The organism is Micromonospora sp. Llam0 (assembly GCF_003751085.1).
Classification (GTDB): Bacteria; Actinomycetota; Actinomycetes; order Mycobacteriales; family Micromonosporaceae; genus Micromonospora_E.
The window spans coordinates 3,706,394-3,723,656 of sequence record NZ_RJJY01000001.1 but is presented as its reverse complement, the minus strand read 5'-3'; the positions used below and the strand labels follow the sequence as shown (position 1 = coordinate 3,723,656).

The 17,263-nt window shown below is 68.9% G+C and carries 16 protein-coding genes; 13 read left to right on the top strand and 3 right to left on the bottom strand.

The window, feature by feature from the left end:
* Nucleotides 1-10 precede the first annotated feature (10 nt).
* Nucleotides 11-1,048 carry a DMT family transporter gene (locus tag EDC02_RS16200; protein ID WP_199757656.1) on the bottom strand — a complete coding sequence of 346 codons (1,038 nt, stop codon included), beginning with the start codon at nt 1,046-1,048 and terminating at the stop codon, nt 11-13.
* Nucleotides 1,049-1,168: 120 nt separating this feature from the next.
* Between EDC02_RS16200 and EDC02_RS16195 the strand changes: the two genes are divergently transcribed.
* A complete protein-coding gene (locus EDC02_RS16195; protein ID WP_123602685.1) occupies nt 1,169-2,302 on the top strand; it encodes an ATP-binding cassette domain-containing protein in 1,134 nt (377 codons plus the stop codon).
* Nucleotides 2,303-2,341: 39 nt separating this feature from the next.
* Here EDC02_RS16195 and tnpA read toward each other — a convergent pair whose 3' ends face one another.
* Nucleotides 2,342-2,758 carry an IS200/IS605 family transposase gene (gene tnpA / locus EDC02_RS16190; protein ID WP_123602684.1) on the bottom strand — a complete coding sequence of 139 codons (417 nt, stop codon included), beginning with the start codon at nt 2,756-2,758 and terminating at the stop codon, nt 2,342-2,344.
* Nucleotides 2,759-2,783: 25 nt separating this feature from the next.
* Here tnpA and EDC02_RS16185 point away from each other — a divergent pair, with 25 nt between their 5' ends.
* The 4 genes from EDC02_RS16185 (at nt 2,784) to EDC02_RS16170 (ending at nt 6,485) form a co-directional block, all read left to right on the top strand.
* A complete protein-coding gene (locus tag EDC02_RS16185) occupies nt 2,784-3,965 on the top strand; it encodes an RNA-guided endonuclease TnpB family protein (protein WP_123604842.1) in 1,182 nt (393 codons plus the stop codon).
* Between the two features lie 68 nt (nt 3,966-4,033).
* Entirely contained in the window at nt 4,034-4,270 is a 237-nt protein-coding gene (locus tag EDC02_RS16180) for an ABC-2 family transporter protein (RefSeq protein ID WP_233605962.1), read from the top strand.
* Between the two features lie 47 nt (nt 4,271-4,317).
* Complete coding sequence (locus EDC02_RS16175; protein WP_123602682.1) at nt 4,318-5,361, top strand: phosphatidylinositol-specific phospholipase C; 1,044 nt, start codon at nt 4,318-4,320, stop codon at nt 5,359-5,361.
* Between the two features lie 503 nt (nt 5,362-5,864).
* Nucleotides 5,865-6,485: a C39 family peptidase gene (locus EDC02_RS16170; protein ID WP_123602625.1), complete on the top strand. Its 621-nt coding sequence runs from the start codon at nt 5,865-5,867 to the stop codon at nt 6,483-6,485.
* A 67-nt stretch (nt 6,486-6,552) separates the two neighbouring features.
* On the opposite strand, the gene EDC02_RS16165 is transcribed toward EDC02_RS16170, so the two are convergent.
* Nucleotides 6,553-7,323 (bottom strand): FadR/GntR family transcriptional regulator, encoded by a 771-nt coding sequence (locus tag EDC02_RS16165; RefSeq protein ID WP_123604841.1) that lies wholly within the window; start codon nt 7,321-7,323, stop codon nt 6,553-6,555.
* Between the two features lie 145 nt (nt 7,324-7,468).
* Between EDC02_RS16165 and EDC02_RS16160 the strand changes: the two genes are divergently transcribed.
* The 8 genes from EDC02_RS16160 to EDC02_RS16120 all read left to right on the top strand — a co-directional run bounded on the left by EDC02_RS16160 (nt 7,469) and on the right by EDC02_RS16120 (nt 17,149).
* The gene (locus EDC02_RS16160) at nt 7,469-8,737 is read left to right on the top strand and encodes an ABC transporter substrate-binding protein (RefSeq protein WP_123602681.1); all 1,269 of its coding nucleotides are present in this window, start codon (nt 7,469-7,471) and stop codon (nt 8,735-8,737) included.
* Nucleotides 8,738-8,741: 4 nt separating this feature from the next.
* Nucleotides 8,742-9,620, top strand: a complete 879-nt coding sequence (locus tag EDC02_RS16155; protein WP_123602680.1) for a carbohydrate ABC transporter permease — start codon at nt 8,742-8,744, stop codon at nt 9,618-9,620.
* On the top strand, nt 9,620-10,447 hold the full coding sequence (locus tag EDC02_RS16150) for a carbohydrate ABC transporter permease (RefSeq protein WP_123602679.1): 828 nt from the start codon (nt 9,620-9,622) through the stop codon (nt 10,445-10,447). Before EDC02_RS16155 ends, EDC02_RS16150 begins: the two co-directional genes overlap by 1 nt.
* A gap of 1 nt (nt 10,448) precedes the next feature.
* Complete coding sequence (locus EDC02_RS16145; RefSeq protein WP_123602678.1) at nt 10,449-11,681, top strand: mandelate racemase/muconate lactonizing enzyme family protein; 1,233 nt, start codon at nt 10,449-10,451, stop codon at nt 11,679-11,681.
* Nucleotides 11,682-11,737: 56 nt separating this feature from the next.
* Complete coding sequence (locus tag EDC02_RS16140; RefSeq protein WP_123602677.1) at nt 11,738-12,766, top strand: zinc-binding dehydrogenase; 1,029 nt, start codon at nt 11,738-11,740, stop codon at nt 12,764-12,766.
* Nucleotides 12,763-13,524, top strand: coding sequence for an SDR family oxidoreductase (locus EDC02_RS16135; RefSeq protein ID WP_123602676.1), 762 nt, complete (start codon nt 12,763-12,765; stop codon nt 13,522-13,524). Before EDC02_RS16140 ends, EDC02_RS16135 begins: the two co-directional genes overlap by 4 nt.
* A complete protein-coding gene (locus tag EDC02_RS16130; protein WP_233605961.1) occupies nt 13,521-14,543 on the top strand; it encodes an aldo/keto reductase in 1,023 nt (340 codons plus the stop codon). Before EDC02_RS16135 ends, EDC02_RS16130 begins: the two co-directional genes overlap by 4 nt.
* Nucleotides 14,544-14,761: 218 nt before the next feature.
* Nucleotides 14,762-17,149 carry an RICIN domain-containing protein gene (locus EDC02_RS16120; protein WP_199757655.1) on the top strand — a complete coding sequence of 796 codons (2,388 nt, stop codon included), beginning with the start codon at nt 14,762-14,764 and terminating at the stop codon, nt 17,147-17,149.
* Nucleotides 17,150-17,263: the final 114 nt, after the last annotated feature.

Below are 17,263 nucleotides of genomic sequence, written 5' to 3'. Positions count from 1 at the left end.
ACCGCAGGTCTTACCCGCCGGCACCGGCCACTACGCCGGCTGCCGGGGGCGGGCCCTCCGGCCGTGACGGTCCCGGTGGCAGCGGACCGTCGGGTGCCGGCGGTACGGCGGGCGGCGCACCGGTGCCGGTCCGGGCCGTCTCGGCCAACACCACCCCGGTCAGCACCAACGCGCCGCCGGCCAGTTGCACCGGGGTCAACGCCTCACCCGAGCCCAGCACCACCCAGGCCACCGTGGCGGCGAACACCGGCTCGACCATGCCGACGATGCCGACGCTGGTCGCCGGCAGGTGCCGCAACGCGGCGGTGATCATCAGGTACGGCACGATCGAGCCGAGGACCACCACATAGCAGCAGAGCAACGCGACCGGCACCCCACCGTCGGTACGGGTGAGCAGCGGCTGCCAGCCGTCCGCGCCGGCGGTGCCCCCGCGCAGGAGCAGCCCGGCGACCGCCGACGCGCCGAACGCCAAGGTGGTCAAAGACAGCGCGTCGCGATCCTGCACGCCCTGAGCGCCGATCAGGAAGTACGCGGCGAGCATCACCGCCGCGCCCAGCCCGGCGGCAACCCCCAACGGGTCGAGGGTCAGCCCACCCCACACCTGCGCCACGCAGGCCAGCCCGAGCAGGCTCAACGCCAGCCCGGCCCACAGCCGGGAGCGCACCTGCTGGCGCTGCACGGACCAGGCCCAGACCGCCACCATCAGCGGCGCGGTGTACTCGAACAGCAGCGCGATGCCGACCGGCAGCCGGGAGATCGCCACGAAGTAGAGCATCGGGACCAGGAAGAAGCCGGTCAGCCCGTACGCGACGAGCAGCGGAACCTCGCGGCGGCGCAGCCGCAGCCGGCGGGCACCGGGCCGCAGCACGACGCTGAGCACCAGTAGCCCGGTGAAGGTGCCGACCGCCCGCAGCACGGTCAGCTGCGGGGCGTCCAGCCCGGCTCGCAGCACCAGCTTGGACACGGTGCCGTTGATCGCGAACAGCGCGCTGGCCCCGACCACCATGGCCAGGCCGAGCAGCGGTCGGCGGGCGAACGCAGTCGTCACGGCGGTGAGGCTACCGTCGCTGCTGTCAGTGCCGTACCCGATATCGGCCCTTACCGCATGGTGGTCCACCGGCCGGAAATTCGGTGGGCGGCGACGCCCCGACTACGGCACCATCCGGGCATGGCCTTCATCGAAGCTGATGGGTTGACCAAACGGTTCCGCCGGCCGGTGAAGGACCCGGGTCTGCGTGGCGCGTTGAAACACCTGGTGGTACGCCGGTTCGCCGACCACGTCGCGGTCGACGGCGTCGATCTGCGGGTCGAGGCGGGCGAGGCGGTGGCGTACGTCGGGCCGAACGGCGCCGGCAAGTCGACCACGGTGAAGCTGCTCGCCGGCATCCTGGTGCCGACCGCCGGGCAGGTCCGGGTCGGCGGGGTGGTGCCGCACCGGCAGCGGGTCGCCAACGCCCGACAGATCGGTGTGCTGTTCGGCCAACGTACCCAGCTGTGGTGGGACCTGCCGGTCCGCGAGTCCCTGGCCCTGCTGCGTGACCTGTACGACGTCGACAAGACCACCTACCGGGAGCAGCTGGAGCGCTTCGACGACGTACTCGGGCTCGGTGAGCTGCTGCCGGTGGTGGCCCGCAAGCTCTCCCTCGGCCAGCGGATGCGGGCCGACCTGGCTGCCGCGCTGCTGCACCGGCCCCGGGTGGTCTACCTCGACGAGCCGACCATCGGGCTGGACATCGCGGTCAAGGACCGGGTCCGGGCGTTCCTGCGGGAGCTGCGCGCCGACGGCACCACGCTGATCCTGACCACCCACGACCTCGGCGACATCGAGGACGTCTGCCAGCGGATCGTGATCATCGACCAGGGGCGGATCATCTACGACGGCCCGCTGACCGGGGTGAAGGACCAGTTCGCCCGGCACCGCTCGATGCACCTGCACCTGGCCGATCCGGTGCCACTGGACACGGTCGCCGCCGCCATCGGCGGCAGCGCGCAGGTCGCCGCCGGCGCGACGCCGGGCGAGTTCACCGTCCGGTTCGACCGGTTCGCCGTCAGCCTCGGTGCTCACCTGCGGTCCACCCTGGAGTACGAGGCGGACTTCTGGATCCTGGTCGCCGAATCAGCGCTGACTCGGCTGTTCGCCAGCGGCATGGCGGTCAAGCTGTCGATCAGCCTGGCCGCCAACTCGTCGGCGTTCTGGCTGCAGAGTCCGCATTCGATCTTTGCGTACGAGGTGCACCAGATCGGTGACCTGGCCCGCTACCCAGAATGTGGGCCAGTGCTCCGGCCTTCAGGCCGGGGGTGAAGGCCCGCGCTGGGAGGCCGCCAGGGCCCGAGCAGTGCTCTAACCTGGCCGGTTTTGCTGCTCGATGTACTGCTTGACGATGCTCAGTGGCGCGCCGGCGACGGAGCCGGCGAAGTACGAGCCCGACCAGAGTTTGTTGGCCCGGTGGTAGTGGCGTGCGAGGTCGGGGAATTCCTGCCGCGGGCGGCGCGACGGGACGCCCTTGAGTGAGTTGACCAGGCGGGAAACGGCGACTTTGGGTGGGTGGTCGACCAGCAGGTGGACGTGGTTGTGGCCGCCGTTGAACTCGACCAGTTCGGCCTCGAAGTCGCGGCGCACGTCCCGCATGATGGGTTCCATGCGGGTCAGGTGCCGGTCGTCGAACACCGTGTGCCGGAACTTCGTCACGAAAACCAAGTGGACGTGCATCGCGAAGACGCAGTGCCTGTCGGTACGGATAACCTCGAGTTTTGCCATAGACCAACGTGATATCGTGTGGTTCGTGCAGCTCCGGTACCAGTTCCGGGTCTATCCGACACCCGGCCAGCAGATCGAGCTGGCGAAGGCGTTCGGATGCGCCCGGGTGGTGTTCAACGACGGGCTGCGCCTCCGGCAGACGGCCCACGAGCAGGGTCTGCCGTACGTGTCGGACGCCGAGTTGTCGAAGCGGGTCATCACGCGGGCCAGGACGACTCCGGAGCGGGCGTGGCTGGGCGGGGTGTCGGCGGTGGTGTTGCAGCGGGCCCTCGCGGACCTGAACACCGCGTACCGCAACTTCTTCGCCTCGATCACGGGCGGGCGTGAAGGCCGCATGGTGGCGCCGCCGAGGTTCCGGTCCCGTAAGGACAACCGGCAGGCCATCCGTTTCACCCGCGATTCCCGGTTCACGGTGCTGGACAACGGTCGTCTGCGGTTGCCGAAGATCGGCGACCTCGCGGTCCGCTGGTCCCGGACCCTGCCGTCGGACCCGTCGTCCGTGACGGTCATCCGGGACGCGGCCGGGCGGTACTTCGCCTCGTTCGTCGTGCGGGCCACGGACGAGCCGTTGCCGCCGACCGACGCCGAGGTGGGGATCGATCTGGGTCTGACGCACTTCGCGGTCATGTCGGACGGCACGAAGGTGGCCGCACCCAGGTTCCTGCGCCGCGCGGCCCGCAGGCTCAAAGGGCTGCAGCAGGCCCTGTCGCGCAAGCGGCGGGGCGGCAACCGCCGTGGGAAGGCCGTCGTGAAGGTCGCCAGGGCGCACGCCCGGGTGGCCGACACCCGGCGGGACTGGCAGCACAAGCTGTCCACGACGATCATCCGTGAGAACCAAGCGGTGTACGTCGAGGACCTGTGTGTCGTCGGTCTCGGCCGGACCCGGCTGGCGAGGTCGGTGCACGACGCGGGATGGTCGTCGTTCGTCGGCATGCTGGAGTGCAAGGCGGCGAGGTACGGGCGTACGTTCGCCCGGGTGGACCGGTGGCTCCCGTCCACCCGGATGTGTTCGGACTGCGGCCGGATCAACGACAGGATGGCGTTGAACGTGCGGTCGTGGGTGTGTCCGTGTGGCGGTCTCCACGATCGGGATGTCAACGCGGCGATCAACATCAAGGCCGCCGGGCAGGCGGACTTCAACGACCGTGGAGCGCGGGTAGGACCGGGACCCGTTCCGGCACCGCGCGGTGAAACGGTAACCCACTAGAACGCCGCGCGTGTCACGCGCGGCGTGGCTGGAACCGCCGCCGTTTAGGGCTGCGAGGATGTCAACCGGTGTCGGTCTATACGTTCGGGGTGCGGCTGGTGCTGGTGGTCGGGCTGCCGTTCGCCTTCGTCGGATTCTTCCCGGCCAGCGCGGTGCTCGGTGCCGGTGGCGACGACGCTGTCCGCGCCGGGGTCGGTCCGACCTGGCTGGGCTGGCTCACCCCGCTGGTCGCCGCCTACTGCGTCGCCGTGGCGGCGCTGATCTTCCGGGCCGGTCTACGCCGCTACGAGTCCGCTGGAAACTAGTGAACGACCAGTAGTGTCGACGTACCGCTTGATCTAGATTTGCCGATATGTTGCCTCGGGTTCGTTCGTGGCGACGGGTCGTCGCCGGCTTGGCCGTCGCCCTGTGCGCCGCAGCCACGGCCCTCGTCGCCCTACCCGCGCCGGCACTCGCCGCCGACGCCAGCTACCGCTCGCTGCGTACCGCCAGTAACCCGGACTGGTTGCGGCAGATGCCGGACGGCACCAACCTGGCGTCGCTGTCGCTGCCCGGCACCCACCAGAGTCTGTCGATCCACGGCGGTGCCTGGACGCAGACCCAGGAGGACCACGGCGACAGTGCCGCGACGCTCGCCGCCCAGCTCGACGCCGGCATCCGGGTGGTCGACATCCGGGTGCGGATCAACGCCGGCAACACGTTCACCGTCCACCACGGCGCGGTCTACCAGCGGGCCAACTTCGACGACGTGCTACGGGTGCTGGCCGACTTCCTCACCGGGCGACCGTCCGAGATCGTGATCATGCGGCTCAAGCATGAATGCACCGGTGAACTCGGCTCCTGCTCGGACGCGGGCGGCCAACTCGCCTTCCCGGACATCTTCGACCGCTACCGGGGCGCCCGACCGGGGCTGTTCTGGGCGTCGTCGGTGAACCGCTCGGCGGCTGCGGCCACCCCGACGCTCGGTGCGGTGCGCGGCAAGATCGTCCTCGCCGTGGCGCACGGTCCGCGCGGCGGCCGGTACGGCCAGTACGGGCTCGCCCAGTTCACCGACTGGGGGCATGGCTCGTCCACGTATGTGCAGGACGAGTACAACGTGCCCAACGTCGGGGCGATCGCCACCAAACGCGACCAGGTCCGCCGGCACCTCGACGCCACCAGCTCCGGCGACCCGACCAAGCTGTACGTCAACTTCGCCAGCGGTTCCAGCGTCTTCGCCACCCCGGCGGCGGTGGCTGGCGGTGCGCTCGGCGTCCAGGGCGTCAACCCGTTCCTGCTGGTATACCTCGACGAAGGGCCGCAGGTGCACCCGCCGGTACGCCGTACCGGCATGATGATGCTCGACTTCCCCGGCGGCGGCCTGATCGACCGGATCATCGCCGTGAACGGAAGCTGAGGCCAGTCCAGGCCCGTCGCAGTCTTTGATCCACTTCGGTTGAGCCACGCGACACGCCGTACGGCTGTTCGCTGACGCGAAGTAGATCAAGGCTACCTTTTGGGTGGCTTGCGGCATGATGCGAGGTTCGCGGGTGGTCTGGCCGGCGGAACATCGGGCGGGCGGGCGGCGTTGGATCCTGGCGTTGGACCGAGTAGGCGAGCGGCCCGGCTGATCTGTCGGGCCTGGTCCGCCTGATCTGTCGCCCGGCGCGGGTACGGCCGGTTCTGCGGCCCCGCCGGGTGCGGAATGCCGGGCACCCCCGGGTGGTTGTATCTGGTGCGCCGGTGAGACCGCCTCCCGCCTGGACCGGTGGGTGTGCGCGGGTCGGAGGGCGTCAGTCAGTTCGACTTTCTGGTGCGTGTTCTGTCTTTGTGCGTGTTCTGTTCTGTCCCGTTCGTGACCGGTCATCGATCCGGTGGGTCCGGTGTCCGGTTCATTCCCCTCGGAACGGAGATTCTGCTATGAACACGATTTTCCGTAAGTCTGCTCTGTCGGTTGCTGGTCTGTTGACCGCTGGTGGTGTGGTGGCCGCTCCTGCGGTGGCGGCGCAGGCCGCTGGTCCGGGTGCCGCCGATGGTGGTGCGCGTGAGGTGCGGGTGCAGTACGAGGCGCAGCCGAATTTCTACTACTGCGGGCCGGCGGCGACGCGGATCGCGTTGACGGCGCAGGGTCATGCTCCGTCGCAGGATGAGGTGGCGGGCAAGTTGGGGACGACCGAGGCCGGTACGGATTCGGCGGAGGAGACGACCCGGGTGCTGAACGAGGTGACCGGTGAGGCCGAGTACGAGACGGTGTCGATCGGTGCGGCCGCGGCGAAGCCGGAGCATGTGGAGAAGTTGCGGGCGGATGTGCGTGAGGCGGTGGACGACGACCGGGCGGTGGTGGCGAACATCATGGGTACGGCGTCGGACGTCGACGGGGTGGCGCACTCGTATGAGGGTGGGCATTACCTGACGGTGACGGGTTACCGGGATGGTGGTGACACGGTGAAGATCGCTGACCCGTACTTCGAGGGTCAGGAGTACTGGATGGACCTCGACGTGCTGGCCGACTGGACCGCCAAGCGCGGCTACTCCGCCTGATCGATGACAGGTGCGCTGGCCGGGTTCCGTACGGGAACCCGGCCAACGGCGTGTCGGGGGACTGGCCCTACCGTTGCAGCCGGACGGGCTCGCCTGGTCCGCTGCGGCGGACGAGCCAGGCTTCGGTGATGTGCGTGAACATCGCCGCCGCGGCGCCTTCCGGGTCGTGGGCGGCGATGCGTTCGTAGATTCGCCGGTGGCCGCGGTTGGATGCCACGCACAGGGCCCGCTCGGTCCGGCCCATGTACCGGGCCGTGTTGACGACCTGGCTCTCCAACGCGCGGATGACGCCTCGGGCGATGCGGTTCCCGGATGCCTGCATGACCGTGTCGTGGAAGGCCCGGTCATGCTCGTGGTACGTGACGTGGTCGTCGACGAGTTCGTCCATCCGTTCGACCAGGGCGTGCAGCCGGTCGATGGTGTCCTGGTCGGCCAGGCGGGCGGCGACGTTGGCCATGTCCGACTCCAGCACGCGCCGGGTCACGACGAGGTCGTCGAGGATCGCCAGGCTGTCGTCCTCGGCGATGGTCGCCCCGAGGACGTGCTCGTCGAGCATGTCCCACATCGACGTCGGCGTGACGATGGTTCCGCTGCCCTGGCGGATCTGCACCAGCCCTTTTTCCTGGAGGATCTTCACGGCTTCCCGGACGACCGTCCGGCTCACCGAGAAGGTCTCGCAGAGGACCGGTTCGGCCGGCAGCGTCGTGCCTGACGGGTGCACCCCGCGCACGATTCGTTGCACGAGCTCAGCGGTGACCGCCGTGGCGAGGTTGGCCGGCCGTCGTGTCCAGGCCGGAGGCGTCGAAGCGTTCAAGGCGGTGTGCTGCGTTGCCGTCATCGTTCCCTCCGGGGTGGCCGCCGTGCCACGACCTCCGTGGTCAGTGTACGTCTCACTCTTGACGTCAGACGTCATACGAGTTACGTTCATGTTTCGCGCCCGATGACCGGTTCCACCCGGCCCCCCTCTCCGAAAGCGAGCAGCGATGAAGCACCGAGCAGTGGTGTCGGCCATTCTTGTCGCGGGCCTGGCCCTGGCGGGCTGCGGGAGCGCCACCGGATCGCAATCCTCGTCTGGTGACCCGAACGGCAAACTGGTGGTCTGGGACTGGAAGTCCGGCGACGCGAGCGCCGCCGCCTACATCGACAAGGCGAAGGCGGACTTCGCCAGCAAACACCCGGACGTCACCGTCGAGTTCGTCGCCCAACCTTTCGACCAGTACTACACCCTGCTCGGTGCGGCCATCCAGGCCGGCAAGGGGCCCGACGTCGTTCTGTTCAACGGCGGCGGTCAGATCCGCGACCGGGTCGACGCGCTCCTACCGCTCGACGAGTACGTGGCCGATGACCGGCAGCGGCTGGCCGGGTGGGAGGCGTTCACCAGCGACGGCCGGACCTACGCCGCACCGGTGACCCTGCAGGGGCATCCGATCTACTACAACAAGGCGCTCTACGCGGACGCGGGGCTCGACCCGGACAGTCCGGCCACGACCTGGAACGAGTTCGTCGACGACTGCGCGGCGATCATCGAGACGACCGGTGCCGACTGTCTCGCGCTTGGAAACAAGGAAGGCTACGGCATCCAGTTCTTCATGTCGGGCCTGGCGTCAGGAATCCTGACCCCCGACGAGTACGACGCCTGGATCGACGGGAAGCGTGACTGGGAGTCCGCCAACGTCAAACGGATCTTCCAACTGTGGAAGGAAGCCGGTGACAAGGGGCTCAACAACGAGGGCGCCAACTCGACGGCGATGTTCAACGACTCCTTCGCGCTCTTCCAGTCCGGGAAGGCCGCCCACGTGATCGGGTTGATGTCCGACGTCGGGCACTGGAAGGACTTCGGCGAGTTCCTGCCCGCCGACGAGCTCGGCGTGATGGCCGCCCCGGTGGCCACCGCTGGAGCCGTTCCGAGTCTGCCCTACGACGGTGGCATCGGCTACGGGGTGGCGAAGTGGACGACGGATCCGGCGGCTGCGGCAGCCCTGGTCCGGTCCCTGACCTCGACCGAAGCGCTGAATGCCTTCTACGCCGAGGCCGGTGCGATCGCCTCGGACACCACGATCGACGTGTCGCAGGCCGGGCCGGCCGTCGCCGCGATGGTGCCGGAGCTAAGTTCCGGCAAACCCGCCCTGCACGTGGCGCTCTCCTCGCAGACCCTGGAACTGATGGGCCGACTGTCCCAGCAGCTCCTCAGCGGCTCGGTGACCGTCGACGAGGCGGTGCGGCAGTTGGCTGACTCCGATCAAGCGGGCTGAGCCCGTGGCGACACCCGCCGCGCGTCGGGGCGAACGGCTCGCCCCGTACGTCCTGGTGGCGCCGGCTGTGCTGACCATCGTCGTACTGCGGCTGTGGCCTCTCCTGCTCGGCGTCAACTTCTCGTTCACCGGCGACGGCGAGCGCGACGGGACCGCGGTCGGCGTCGACAACTACCTTGAGTTGTTTCGTGATCCCCTGTTCCAGGGTGCGCTCGGTAACGTGGCACTGCTGGTGTTGCTCCTTCCGGTCGCCGTGGCGATTCCCGGCCTGATCGCGACGTTCATCTACCTGCGGGTGCCCGGGCACCGGCTCTACCGCAGCGTCTACTTCTTCCCGGCGGTGCTCTCCCCGGTCATCGTCGGTGCGATCTTCAACCTTCTGCTCGCCTTCGACGGCCCGGTCAACGCGGCCCTGGCGGCGGTCGGCATCGGCCGGATCGACTGGCTCGGTGACCCGGACGTCGCCATGTTCACCGTCGTCGGGGTGCACGTCTGGGCGACCTTCGGAATGGCCCTGGTGGTGTTCCTCGCCGGGTTCGCCACCCTGGACGCAGCACTACTGGACGCGGCCCGGGTGGACGGGGCATCGCTTCCCCAGACCATCTGGCATGTGATCGTGCCCAGCCTCATCCGTACCATCCAGTTCGTCTTCGTGACCACGATGGTCGGGATGCTGACCTCCATGTTCGGACTGCTGTACGTGATGACCAGCGGTGGTCCGGAGGGCTCGACGTATCTGCCGGAGTACTACATCTGGATTCAGCAGGGACAGATGAACCGGCCGGCGCTCGCGTCGGCCGCGTCGACGGTTCTCTTCCTCATCATGCTCGTGGTGGGGATGCTGCAGATCAGCCTGCTCCGGCGGGCGGGGAGGGAGGACTGATGTCCCGCTTCCGGCTGGCCAGATGGGTGGTCGCCGTACCGATGGCACTGCTCGCCCTGGCGACGATCTACCCGCTCGTCTTCACCGCGAACGTCGCCTCGAAGACCCGGCGCGAGTACATCCTGGACCGCTTCTCGCTGGCCGAGGCCGTACGCGTGGAAAATCTTCACACAGCGTGGAGTTCCGTCGGGATGGGCCGGTACTTCGTCAACTCGCTCATCGTCGTGACGTTCTCGGTGGTGCTGCTCCTGCTGATCGGGTCGATGGCCGGGTTCGCGCTGAGCCAGCTGCGGTTCCGCGGGTCTTCGATGATCTTCCTGGGCTGTCTGGCGGCACTGTTCGTACCGTTCCAGGTGATCATGGTGCCGCTTGCCCGGACCATGGCCGACAGCGGTCTGATCGACACCTACCCGGGTCTGATTCTCGCCTACGTCGCGCAGTTCCTTCCGTTCACCGTCTTTCTCATGACTAGCTACTACCGGACGATCCCACCGGAGATCGTGGACGCCGCCCGGATCGACGGAAACAGCGTGTACGGCGTGTACCGGCGGATCATGCTGCCGCTCGGCACACCGGCGCTGTTGTCGGTCGGCATCCTCGACGCACTGTTCTGCTGGAACGATGTCCTCATCTCCTTGCTGATGATGCCGTCGGCCGAGAACCGGACCCTCATGGTGGGAGTCACCTCGCTGCGTGGCCAGTACTCCGACGACATCCCGACCTTCGCCTCGGGGGTGCTGATCGCTGCCGTTCCCGTACTGGTCGTCTATCTCTTTCTCCAGCGTCAGATAGCCGACGGCGTCGCCGCCGGTTCCACGAAGGGTTGACATGCGGATCACCGGGTATCGGACCCTGACGACGGTCCAGGAATGGGGCCGACCGGTCGGCGACGCCAACGGCGTCTTCGCCGACGGCGTCACCTCGGTGCCGATCGTCGTCGTGGAGACCGACGAGGGGATCTCCGGGGTGGGCATGGGGCCGCACCTCGACATCGAGCGGATCTTCCCGGCCCTCGACAACGAGGATCCACGCGCGGTGACGGCCCTGTACGACCGGATGCTGCGCCAGGCGTTCAAGGCGGGCCACGCCGGCCCGGTCTTCGGCACCATCGGTGCTCTCGACACCGCGCTGTGGGACATCAAGGCCCAGGCGGCCGGCGAGCCACTGTGGCGGTTGCTCGGCGGGCGCGACCGGCGGGTCCCGGCGTACGCCTCCGGCCTGGACATCGCCCTGACCGACGACGAACTTGCCGCGGAGTACGCGGTCTACGCCTCCCACGGCCTGCGGGCAGCCAAGCTCAAGGGCGGTCTCGACATCGAGCGGGACCGGCATCGTCTGTGCCTGGTCCGCGACGTCCTGACCGAGGCGGCGCACGGGCTGCGGCCGGGGCTGATGCTCGACGTGAACGAGGCGTGGACCCGCAAGCAGGCCGTCCGGCACGTCGGTGAACTCGAGCGCACCCTCGATCTCATCTGGATCGAGGAGCCGGTCCGACGGTGGGACGCGGAAGGTCTCGCCGCCGTCGGTCGGGGGATCCGCGCGTCGGTGGCCACCGGGGAGAACCTCACCGGCCTCGAACAGTTCCGGCCGCTGATCGCGGCGGGAGCGGTCGACGTGGTCCAGACGTCCGCGGTCTGGGGGGTGACCCATTTCCTCCGGGTCAGTGCCCTGGCGCACGCCCACGACCTGCCGGTCAGCCCGATCGGCAACAGCCCGGTCGGGCTGCTGCATGCCGCGACATCGGTGCCCAACCACCTGGCCAGCGAGCTGCAGGATCTGCACCTGCCGCTCGGGATCAGCCTCGACCTGTACGTCGAGGGCGGTGCCTTCGTCCTGGGCGACGCCCCGGGACTGGGGGTCCGGCTCGACGAGCCGGCGATCACGTCCTCGGGCCCGCACCCGCCGACCACCGTCGGTCCGCACATCCGGCCGGAACGCGCCGGACGACAGCTGCTGGGGGCGGTGGACGGTGCCCCGGCCGGACCACGGCACTCCGCCGACCACCGACCGCTCGGCCCTTCCCGCAGCCGTGACGAGGTGTTCCCCACCGCTGCGAGCTGACCGTCCCGCGCGCCTGAAGGCGACCCCGGAGCACCGACCATCGAGATGGAGGACCGATGCAGGCAGTGGTCTACCGTACCGCTCGTCACCTCGAGGTCGAGGCTCGTGCCGCGCGGCCGCCGGGTCCCGGCGAGGTGAGCATCGCGGTGGCCTACACCGGGATCTGCGGCACAGATCTGCACATCTATCACGGGGACATGGACGCCCGCGTCGGCGCGCCGGCCGTGCTCGGGCACGAGATGTCCGGACGCGTCGCCGACGTCGGACCGGGCGTCGACGGCTGGTCCGTCGGCCAGGCCGTCACGGTCATGCCCACCCGGTCGTGCGGGCGGTGTGTCGCCTGCCGGCGCGGAAGTTCCCACGTCTGCCACGCGATGGACTTCCTCGGCATCGACTCGCCGGGTGCCATGCAGTCGTACTGGACGGTGCCGGCGGAGCTGGTCCTGCCGCTGCCGGAAGGGGTGCCACTCGACCACGCGGCGCTCGTCGAACCGGTCGCGGTCGCCGTGCACGACGTGCGGCGGGCAAAGGTGACCCCTGGCGACCAGGTCGTGGTGGTCGGCGGCGGACCGGTCGGTGTTCTCATCGCCACCGTCGCCCAGCTGCACGGCGCGCGGGTCCTGCTCGTCGAACCGGATCCGTTCCGGCGGTCCGTCGCCGGTGAGATCGGGTTCGCGGTGGTCGATCCGCAGGTGACGGATCCGGTGGCGGTGGTGAACGAGTGGACCGACGGCGCGGGCGCGGACATCGCCTTCGAGGTGTCCGGTTCAGCCGGGGGCGTCGCCACGGCGGTCGACGTCCTCACCACCCACGGCCGCCTGGTGATGGTGGCGATCCACGCCCGGCCCCGGACCGTCGACCTGCACCGGTTCTTCTGGCGTGAGCTGGAGCTCCTCGGCGCCCGCCTGTACCAGCGTGACGACATGGTGGAGGCGATCCGGCTGGTGGGCTCGGGGGCCATCCCGACGCGTGCGCTCATCTCGCGGGTCGTGCCGTTCGCATCGGTCGACGCCGCCTTCGCGGCGCTGGAGAACGGCGACGGCGTGCTGAAAGTGCTGCTCGACTGGCAGGTGGCGGCCCGGTGAACACTCCGTTCGACCTGACCGGGCGGACCGCGGTCGTCACCGGCGCGCGGCGTGGCATCGGCCTGGCCATGGCCGAGGCGCTCGCCCGGGCCGGTGCCGACATCGTCGGTGTCTCCGCCCGCCTCGAGCCGCACGGTAGCGAGGTGGAGCGGCGGGTACGCGCCGCCGGCCGACGGTTCACCGCGCTGCGGGCCGACCTGGCCGACCGGGCGGCCGTGCGTCAGCTGGCCGACGATCTCACCGCTGCCGGTCCGCCGGACATCCTGGTGAACAACGGGGGCACGATCGCCCGTGCCCCGGCCGTCGAGCATCCCGACGAGAGCTGGGACCACATCATCGAGGTGAACCTGACCAGCCAGTTCGTGCTGAGCCGCGAAATCGGTCGGCTGATGGTCGACAGAGGGTACGGGAAGATCATTTTCACCGCCTCGCTGTTGAGTTTCCAGGGCGGCGTCAACGTCGCGGGCTACGCGGCGTCGAAGTCCGGCCTGGCCGGGCTCACCAGGGCGCTGGCGAACGAGTGGGCAACGTACGGGGTGAACGTCAATGCGATCGCTCCGGGCTACATCGCCACGGAGAACACCCGGGCGCTGCGCGACGATCCGGACCGGAACCAGGCCATCCTGACGCGGATTCCGGCGGGCCGCTGGGGGCAAGCCGACGATATCGGCGGTGCCACCGTGTTCCTGGCGTCGGCGGCGTCGGACTACGTCAACGGGATCGTCCTGCCGGTCGACGGCGGTTGGCTGGGCAGATGATGGGCGGTGCGGAGCACCCGGCGGCGGACCGGTCGCTGCCGCGTCGACCGGCGGTACGCCTGACCGGTATCGGCTTCGGTGCGTCCCAGGGCGGCAACCTGTACCGGGTGACGACCGACGAGGAGTTCGCCGCCGCGATCGACACCGCGTGGGACGGCGGTGTCCGGTACTTCGACACCGCGCCGCATTACGGGCTGGGGCTGTCCGAGCGGCGGCTCGGGGCGGCTCTGCGGTCCAGACCGCGCGACGAGTACGTGGTGTCGACGAAGGTCGGACGGATTCTCGTCCCGTCGCCGGAGACCGCCGGTTCGCGCGACCCAGAGGGGTTCGACGTCGCCGCGAGCCACCGCCGGGTCTGGGACTTCAGCCGCGACGGTGTGCGCCGTTGCCTGGAGGCGAGTCTGGAGCGGATGGGTCTGGACCGGATCGACATCGCCTACCTGCACGACCCCGACGACCACTGGGAGCGGGCCGTGGCCGAGGCGCTGCCCGCCCTGACCGAGCTCCGTGACCAGGGCGTCCTGCGCGCGGTCGGGGTCGGCATGAACCAGTCGCGGCTGCTTGCCCGGTTCGTCCGGGAGTCCGACGTCGACCTGGTGATGTGCGCCGGCCGGTACACCCTGCTCGACCAGGGCGCGCTGGCCGATCTGATGCCCGCCGCGCAGGAGCGCGCGGTCGGTGTGGTGATCGCCGGTGTCTACAACTCGGGGCTGTTGTCGCGCGAGCGGCCACCGGACGACGCGCTCTACGACTATCGCCGGGCCGCACCGGAGCTGATTGAGCGGGCCCGGCGGATCGCGACGATCTGCGAGCGGCACGGTGTCACGCTTCCGCAGGCGGCACTCGCCTTCGTCCGATCGCATCCCGCGGTGGTCTCGACGGTGGTCGGCATGCGCAACAGCCATCAGGTGACCGAGACCTTGCGGCGGGCGGACATCGAGGCTCCGGGCGAGCTCTGGCCGGCGCTGCGGGCGGCTGGGCTGACCGGCGGCGGTCGGTCGGCCGGTGACGACCGGTGACGGTTTCCGATCGGGTGCCGGTGCTATTTGCGGCGGAGCGACCGGAGCCATGTTCATACGATTCGTAGCAAACCGCGAAACAGTTCGACAACATTGACGCTAATCAACGTATGACGTATGCTCTATTTTCCGCAGGGTCCGCCAGGCAAGGCTCCTGTTAGCGCTAACAACCGTCCTGTTCGCGCATCCGCACCGTCCCAAGGGTAAGGAGATCCACCGTGTCCAGATCCGCATCCTCCTCGACGCGAAGTCGGGTGTTGGCCGGAGGAGTCGCGGCGTTGACCGCCGTAGCCGCGGTGACCGTCGTCGCGGCGACTCCCGCGATGGCGGCCACCACCACCCTCCACGCGTCCCCGTCCGGCACCGGCACCAGTTGCTCCGCCGCCCAGCCCTGCTCACTGACCTCCGCCCAGTCGGCGGTGCGCTCGCTCAACGGTGGAATGTCCGGTGACATCGTCGTGCAGCTGGCCGACGGGGTGTACCGGTTGTCGGCACCGCTGCGATTCACCGCGGCGGACTCGGGCAACAACGGCTACCGGGTGCTCTGGCAGGCGGCGCCGTCGGCGAGCCCGGTGATCAGCGGCGCGCGGGCGGTCACCGGCTGGTCGCTTGCCGACTCCGGACGCAACATCTGGCGGGCGAACGTAGGAGCCGGGACCGAAACCCGGCAATTGTATGTCGACGGTGCCATCGCCACCAGAGCACGGACCCAGGTCAACCGCGCCGACTTCACACCCAGCAGCGCCGGCATGAGGTTCAGCAACCCCGCGCTCGGCTACCTGAACAATCTGGCCAACCAGAACCGGATCGAAATGGAAAGCGTCGGCTCCTTCACGGACCGGTACTCTCCGGTGCAGAGCATCGCCGGGAACCTCATCACCATGGCGCAACCGGCGTGGAACAACAACAACTTCGGGTACGACACCTTCACCAGCCCGCACCGCGCCGGCCCGCTCTATCTGACCAACGCGTACGAGTTCCTGGACACGGCGGGGGAGTGGTACCTCAACCGGACCACCGGCGACCTGCACTACATTCCGCCCGCCGGCCAGAACATGAGCAACATCAGCGTCGAACTGCCGACGTTGCAGTCGCTGGTGAACCTGGGCGGCACCTACGACACCCCCGTGCACGACGTGACATTCAGCGGAATCACGTTCACCGGCACCAGTTGGCTCGGGCCCAGCAGCAACCAGGGCTACGTGGACCAGCAGACCGGCGCCTACATCGCCGGCAACTGGAACTGGCCCGGCTTCTCCTCCTGCCACAACGGCTGCCCGCAGTTCGAGGCCGCCCGCCCGAACTGGTACCAGTCGCCCGCCGCCGTGCAGATATCCGCCGCCAACGACATCACGATCACCGACTCGCGGTTTTTCAACCTGGGCCAGACTGCGCTCGGTATCGGCAACGACGCCAACGCCCACGCCAGCGGCGTCGGACTCGGCGCCAGCAACATCACGATCGAAAAGTCCGAGATCGCCCGTACGTCGGCCGGTGGCATCGTGGTCGGCGGGGTGCGTGCCGACGCACACCACCCCAGCGACCAGCGGATGGTGAACCGGGACATCACCATCAGCGACAACCGGATTCACGACATCGGGGTCGAACACCGGGGGATCGTCTCTGTGCTGACCACCTACGTCACCAACGCCACGATCTCCTACAACGAGGTCTACAACATGCCGTACACCGGCATGTCGATGGGGTACGGCTGGGGCGCCAACGACGCGGGCGGCAGCAACCACTACGCCGACCGCGGCCTGTACAACTACCAGCCGCGGTACTCGACGCCCACCACCGCGTCGAACAACCGGCTCATCGGCAACTACGTACACGACGTGATGCAGCAGATGAACGACGGCGGATGCATCTACACGCTGTCGGCGAACCAGGGCGGGCTGATCAGCGACAACTACTGTCTGCGGACCAACGGCTACTTCGGGGTCTACTTCGACGAAGGATCCCGGTACTGGGCCGCCAGGAACAACGTCTTCTCGAACACCGGCACCTGGGCGACCGCCAACTACTGGTTCGCCGAGAACATGGGCAACTTCACCGTCACCAACAACTGGTCGACAAACGGCAGTACCAACGTGACGAACGGCGACCGGGGCAACGTCGTCAACAACAACACCACCGTCACCAACGGTAACTGGCCGGCCGGCGCCCGCGCGGTGATGGCCGCCGCCGGACCCCGCACCGGCGGCGGTGACGAACAGACCGGGCAGCTCGTCGGAGTCCAGTCCGGACGCTGCCTGGAGGTGCCGGATTCGAGCACCACCAGCGGCACCCAGACCCAGCTGTGGGACTGCACCGGCGCCGCCAACCAGCGGTGGACCCACACCTCCAGCGGGCAGCTCATGGTCTACGGCGACAAGTGCCTGGACGCGAACGGCCAGGGCACCACCAACGGCACCACGGTCATCATCTGGGACTGCAACGGGCAGACCAACCAACAGTGGAACCTCAACGCCAACGGCACCATCAGCGGCGTACAGTCCGGGCTCTGCCTCGACGCCAACGGCGCCGCAACGGCCAACGGCACGAAGATGATCCTCTGGGCCTGCCACACCGGCACCAACCAGCAGTGGAACCTGCGTAGCTGACCCTGGCCGCCGCCGACGTCGGACCGGCGTCCGCAACGCCGGTCCGACGGTCGACGGGGCAGGGCGACGCGCCACCGAGCTGTCTCGGTGGCTACTCGGTGGCGCGGGGTCATC

Coding starts and splice junctions, on each gene's coding strand:
- EDC02_RS16195 (WP_123602685.1), top strand. CDS start 1,169: ATGGCCTTCATCGAAGCTGATGGGTTGACCAAACGGTTCCGCCGGCCG.
- EDC02_RS16150 (WP_123602679.1), top strand. CDS start 9,620: ATGTCCCGCTTCCGGCTGGCCAGATGGGTGGTCGCCGTACCGATGGCA.
- EDC02_RS16145 (WP_123602678.1), top strand. CDS start 10,449: ATGCGGATCACCGGGTATCGGACCCTGACGACGGTCCAGGAATGGGGC.
- EDC02_RS16140 (WP_123602677.1), top strand. CDS start 11,738: ATGCAGGCAGTGGTCTACCGTACCGCTCGTCACCTCGAGGTCGAGGCT.
- EDC02_RS16170 (WP_123602625.1), top strand. CDS start 5,865: ATGAACACGATTTTCCGTAAGTCTGCTCTGTCGGTTGCTGGTCTGTTG.
- EDC02_RS16130 (WP_233605961.1), top strand. CDS start 13,521: ATGATGGGCGGTGCGGAGCACCCGGCGGCGGACCGGTCGCTGCCGCGT.
- EDC02_RS16175 (WP_123602682.1), top strand. CDS start 4,318: ATGTTGCCTCGGGTTCGTTCGTGGCGACGGGTCGTCGCCGGCTTGGCC.
- EDC02_RS16160 (WP_123602681.1), top strand. CDS start 7,469: ATGAAGCACCGAGCAGTGGTGTCGGCCATTCTTGTCGCGGGCCTGGCC.
- EDC02_RS16165 (WP_123604841.1), bottom strand. CDS start 7,323: ATGACGGCAACGCAGCACACCGCCTTGAACGCTTCGACGCCTCCGGCC.
- tnpA (WP_123602684.1), bottom strand. CDS start 2,758: ATGGCAAAACTCGAGGTTATCCGTACCGACAGGCACTGCGTCTTCGCG.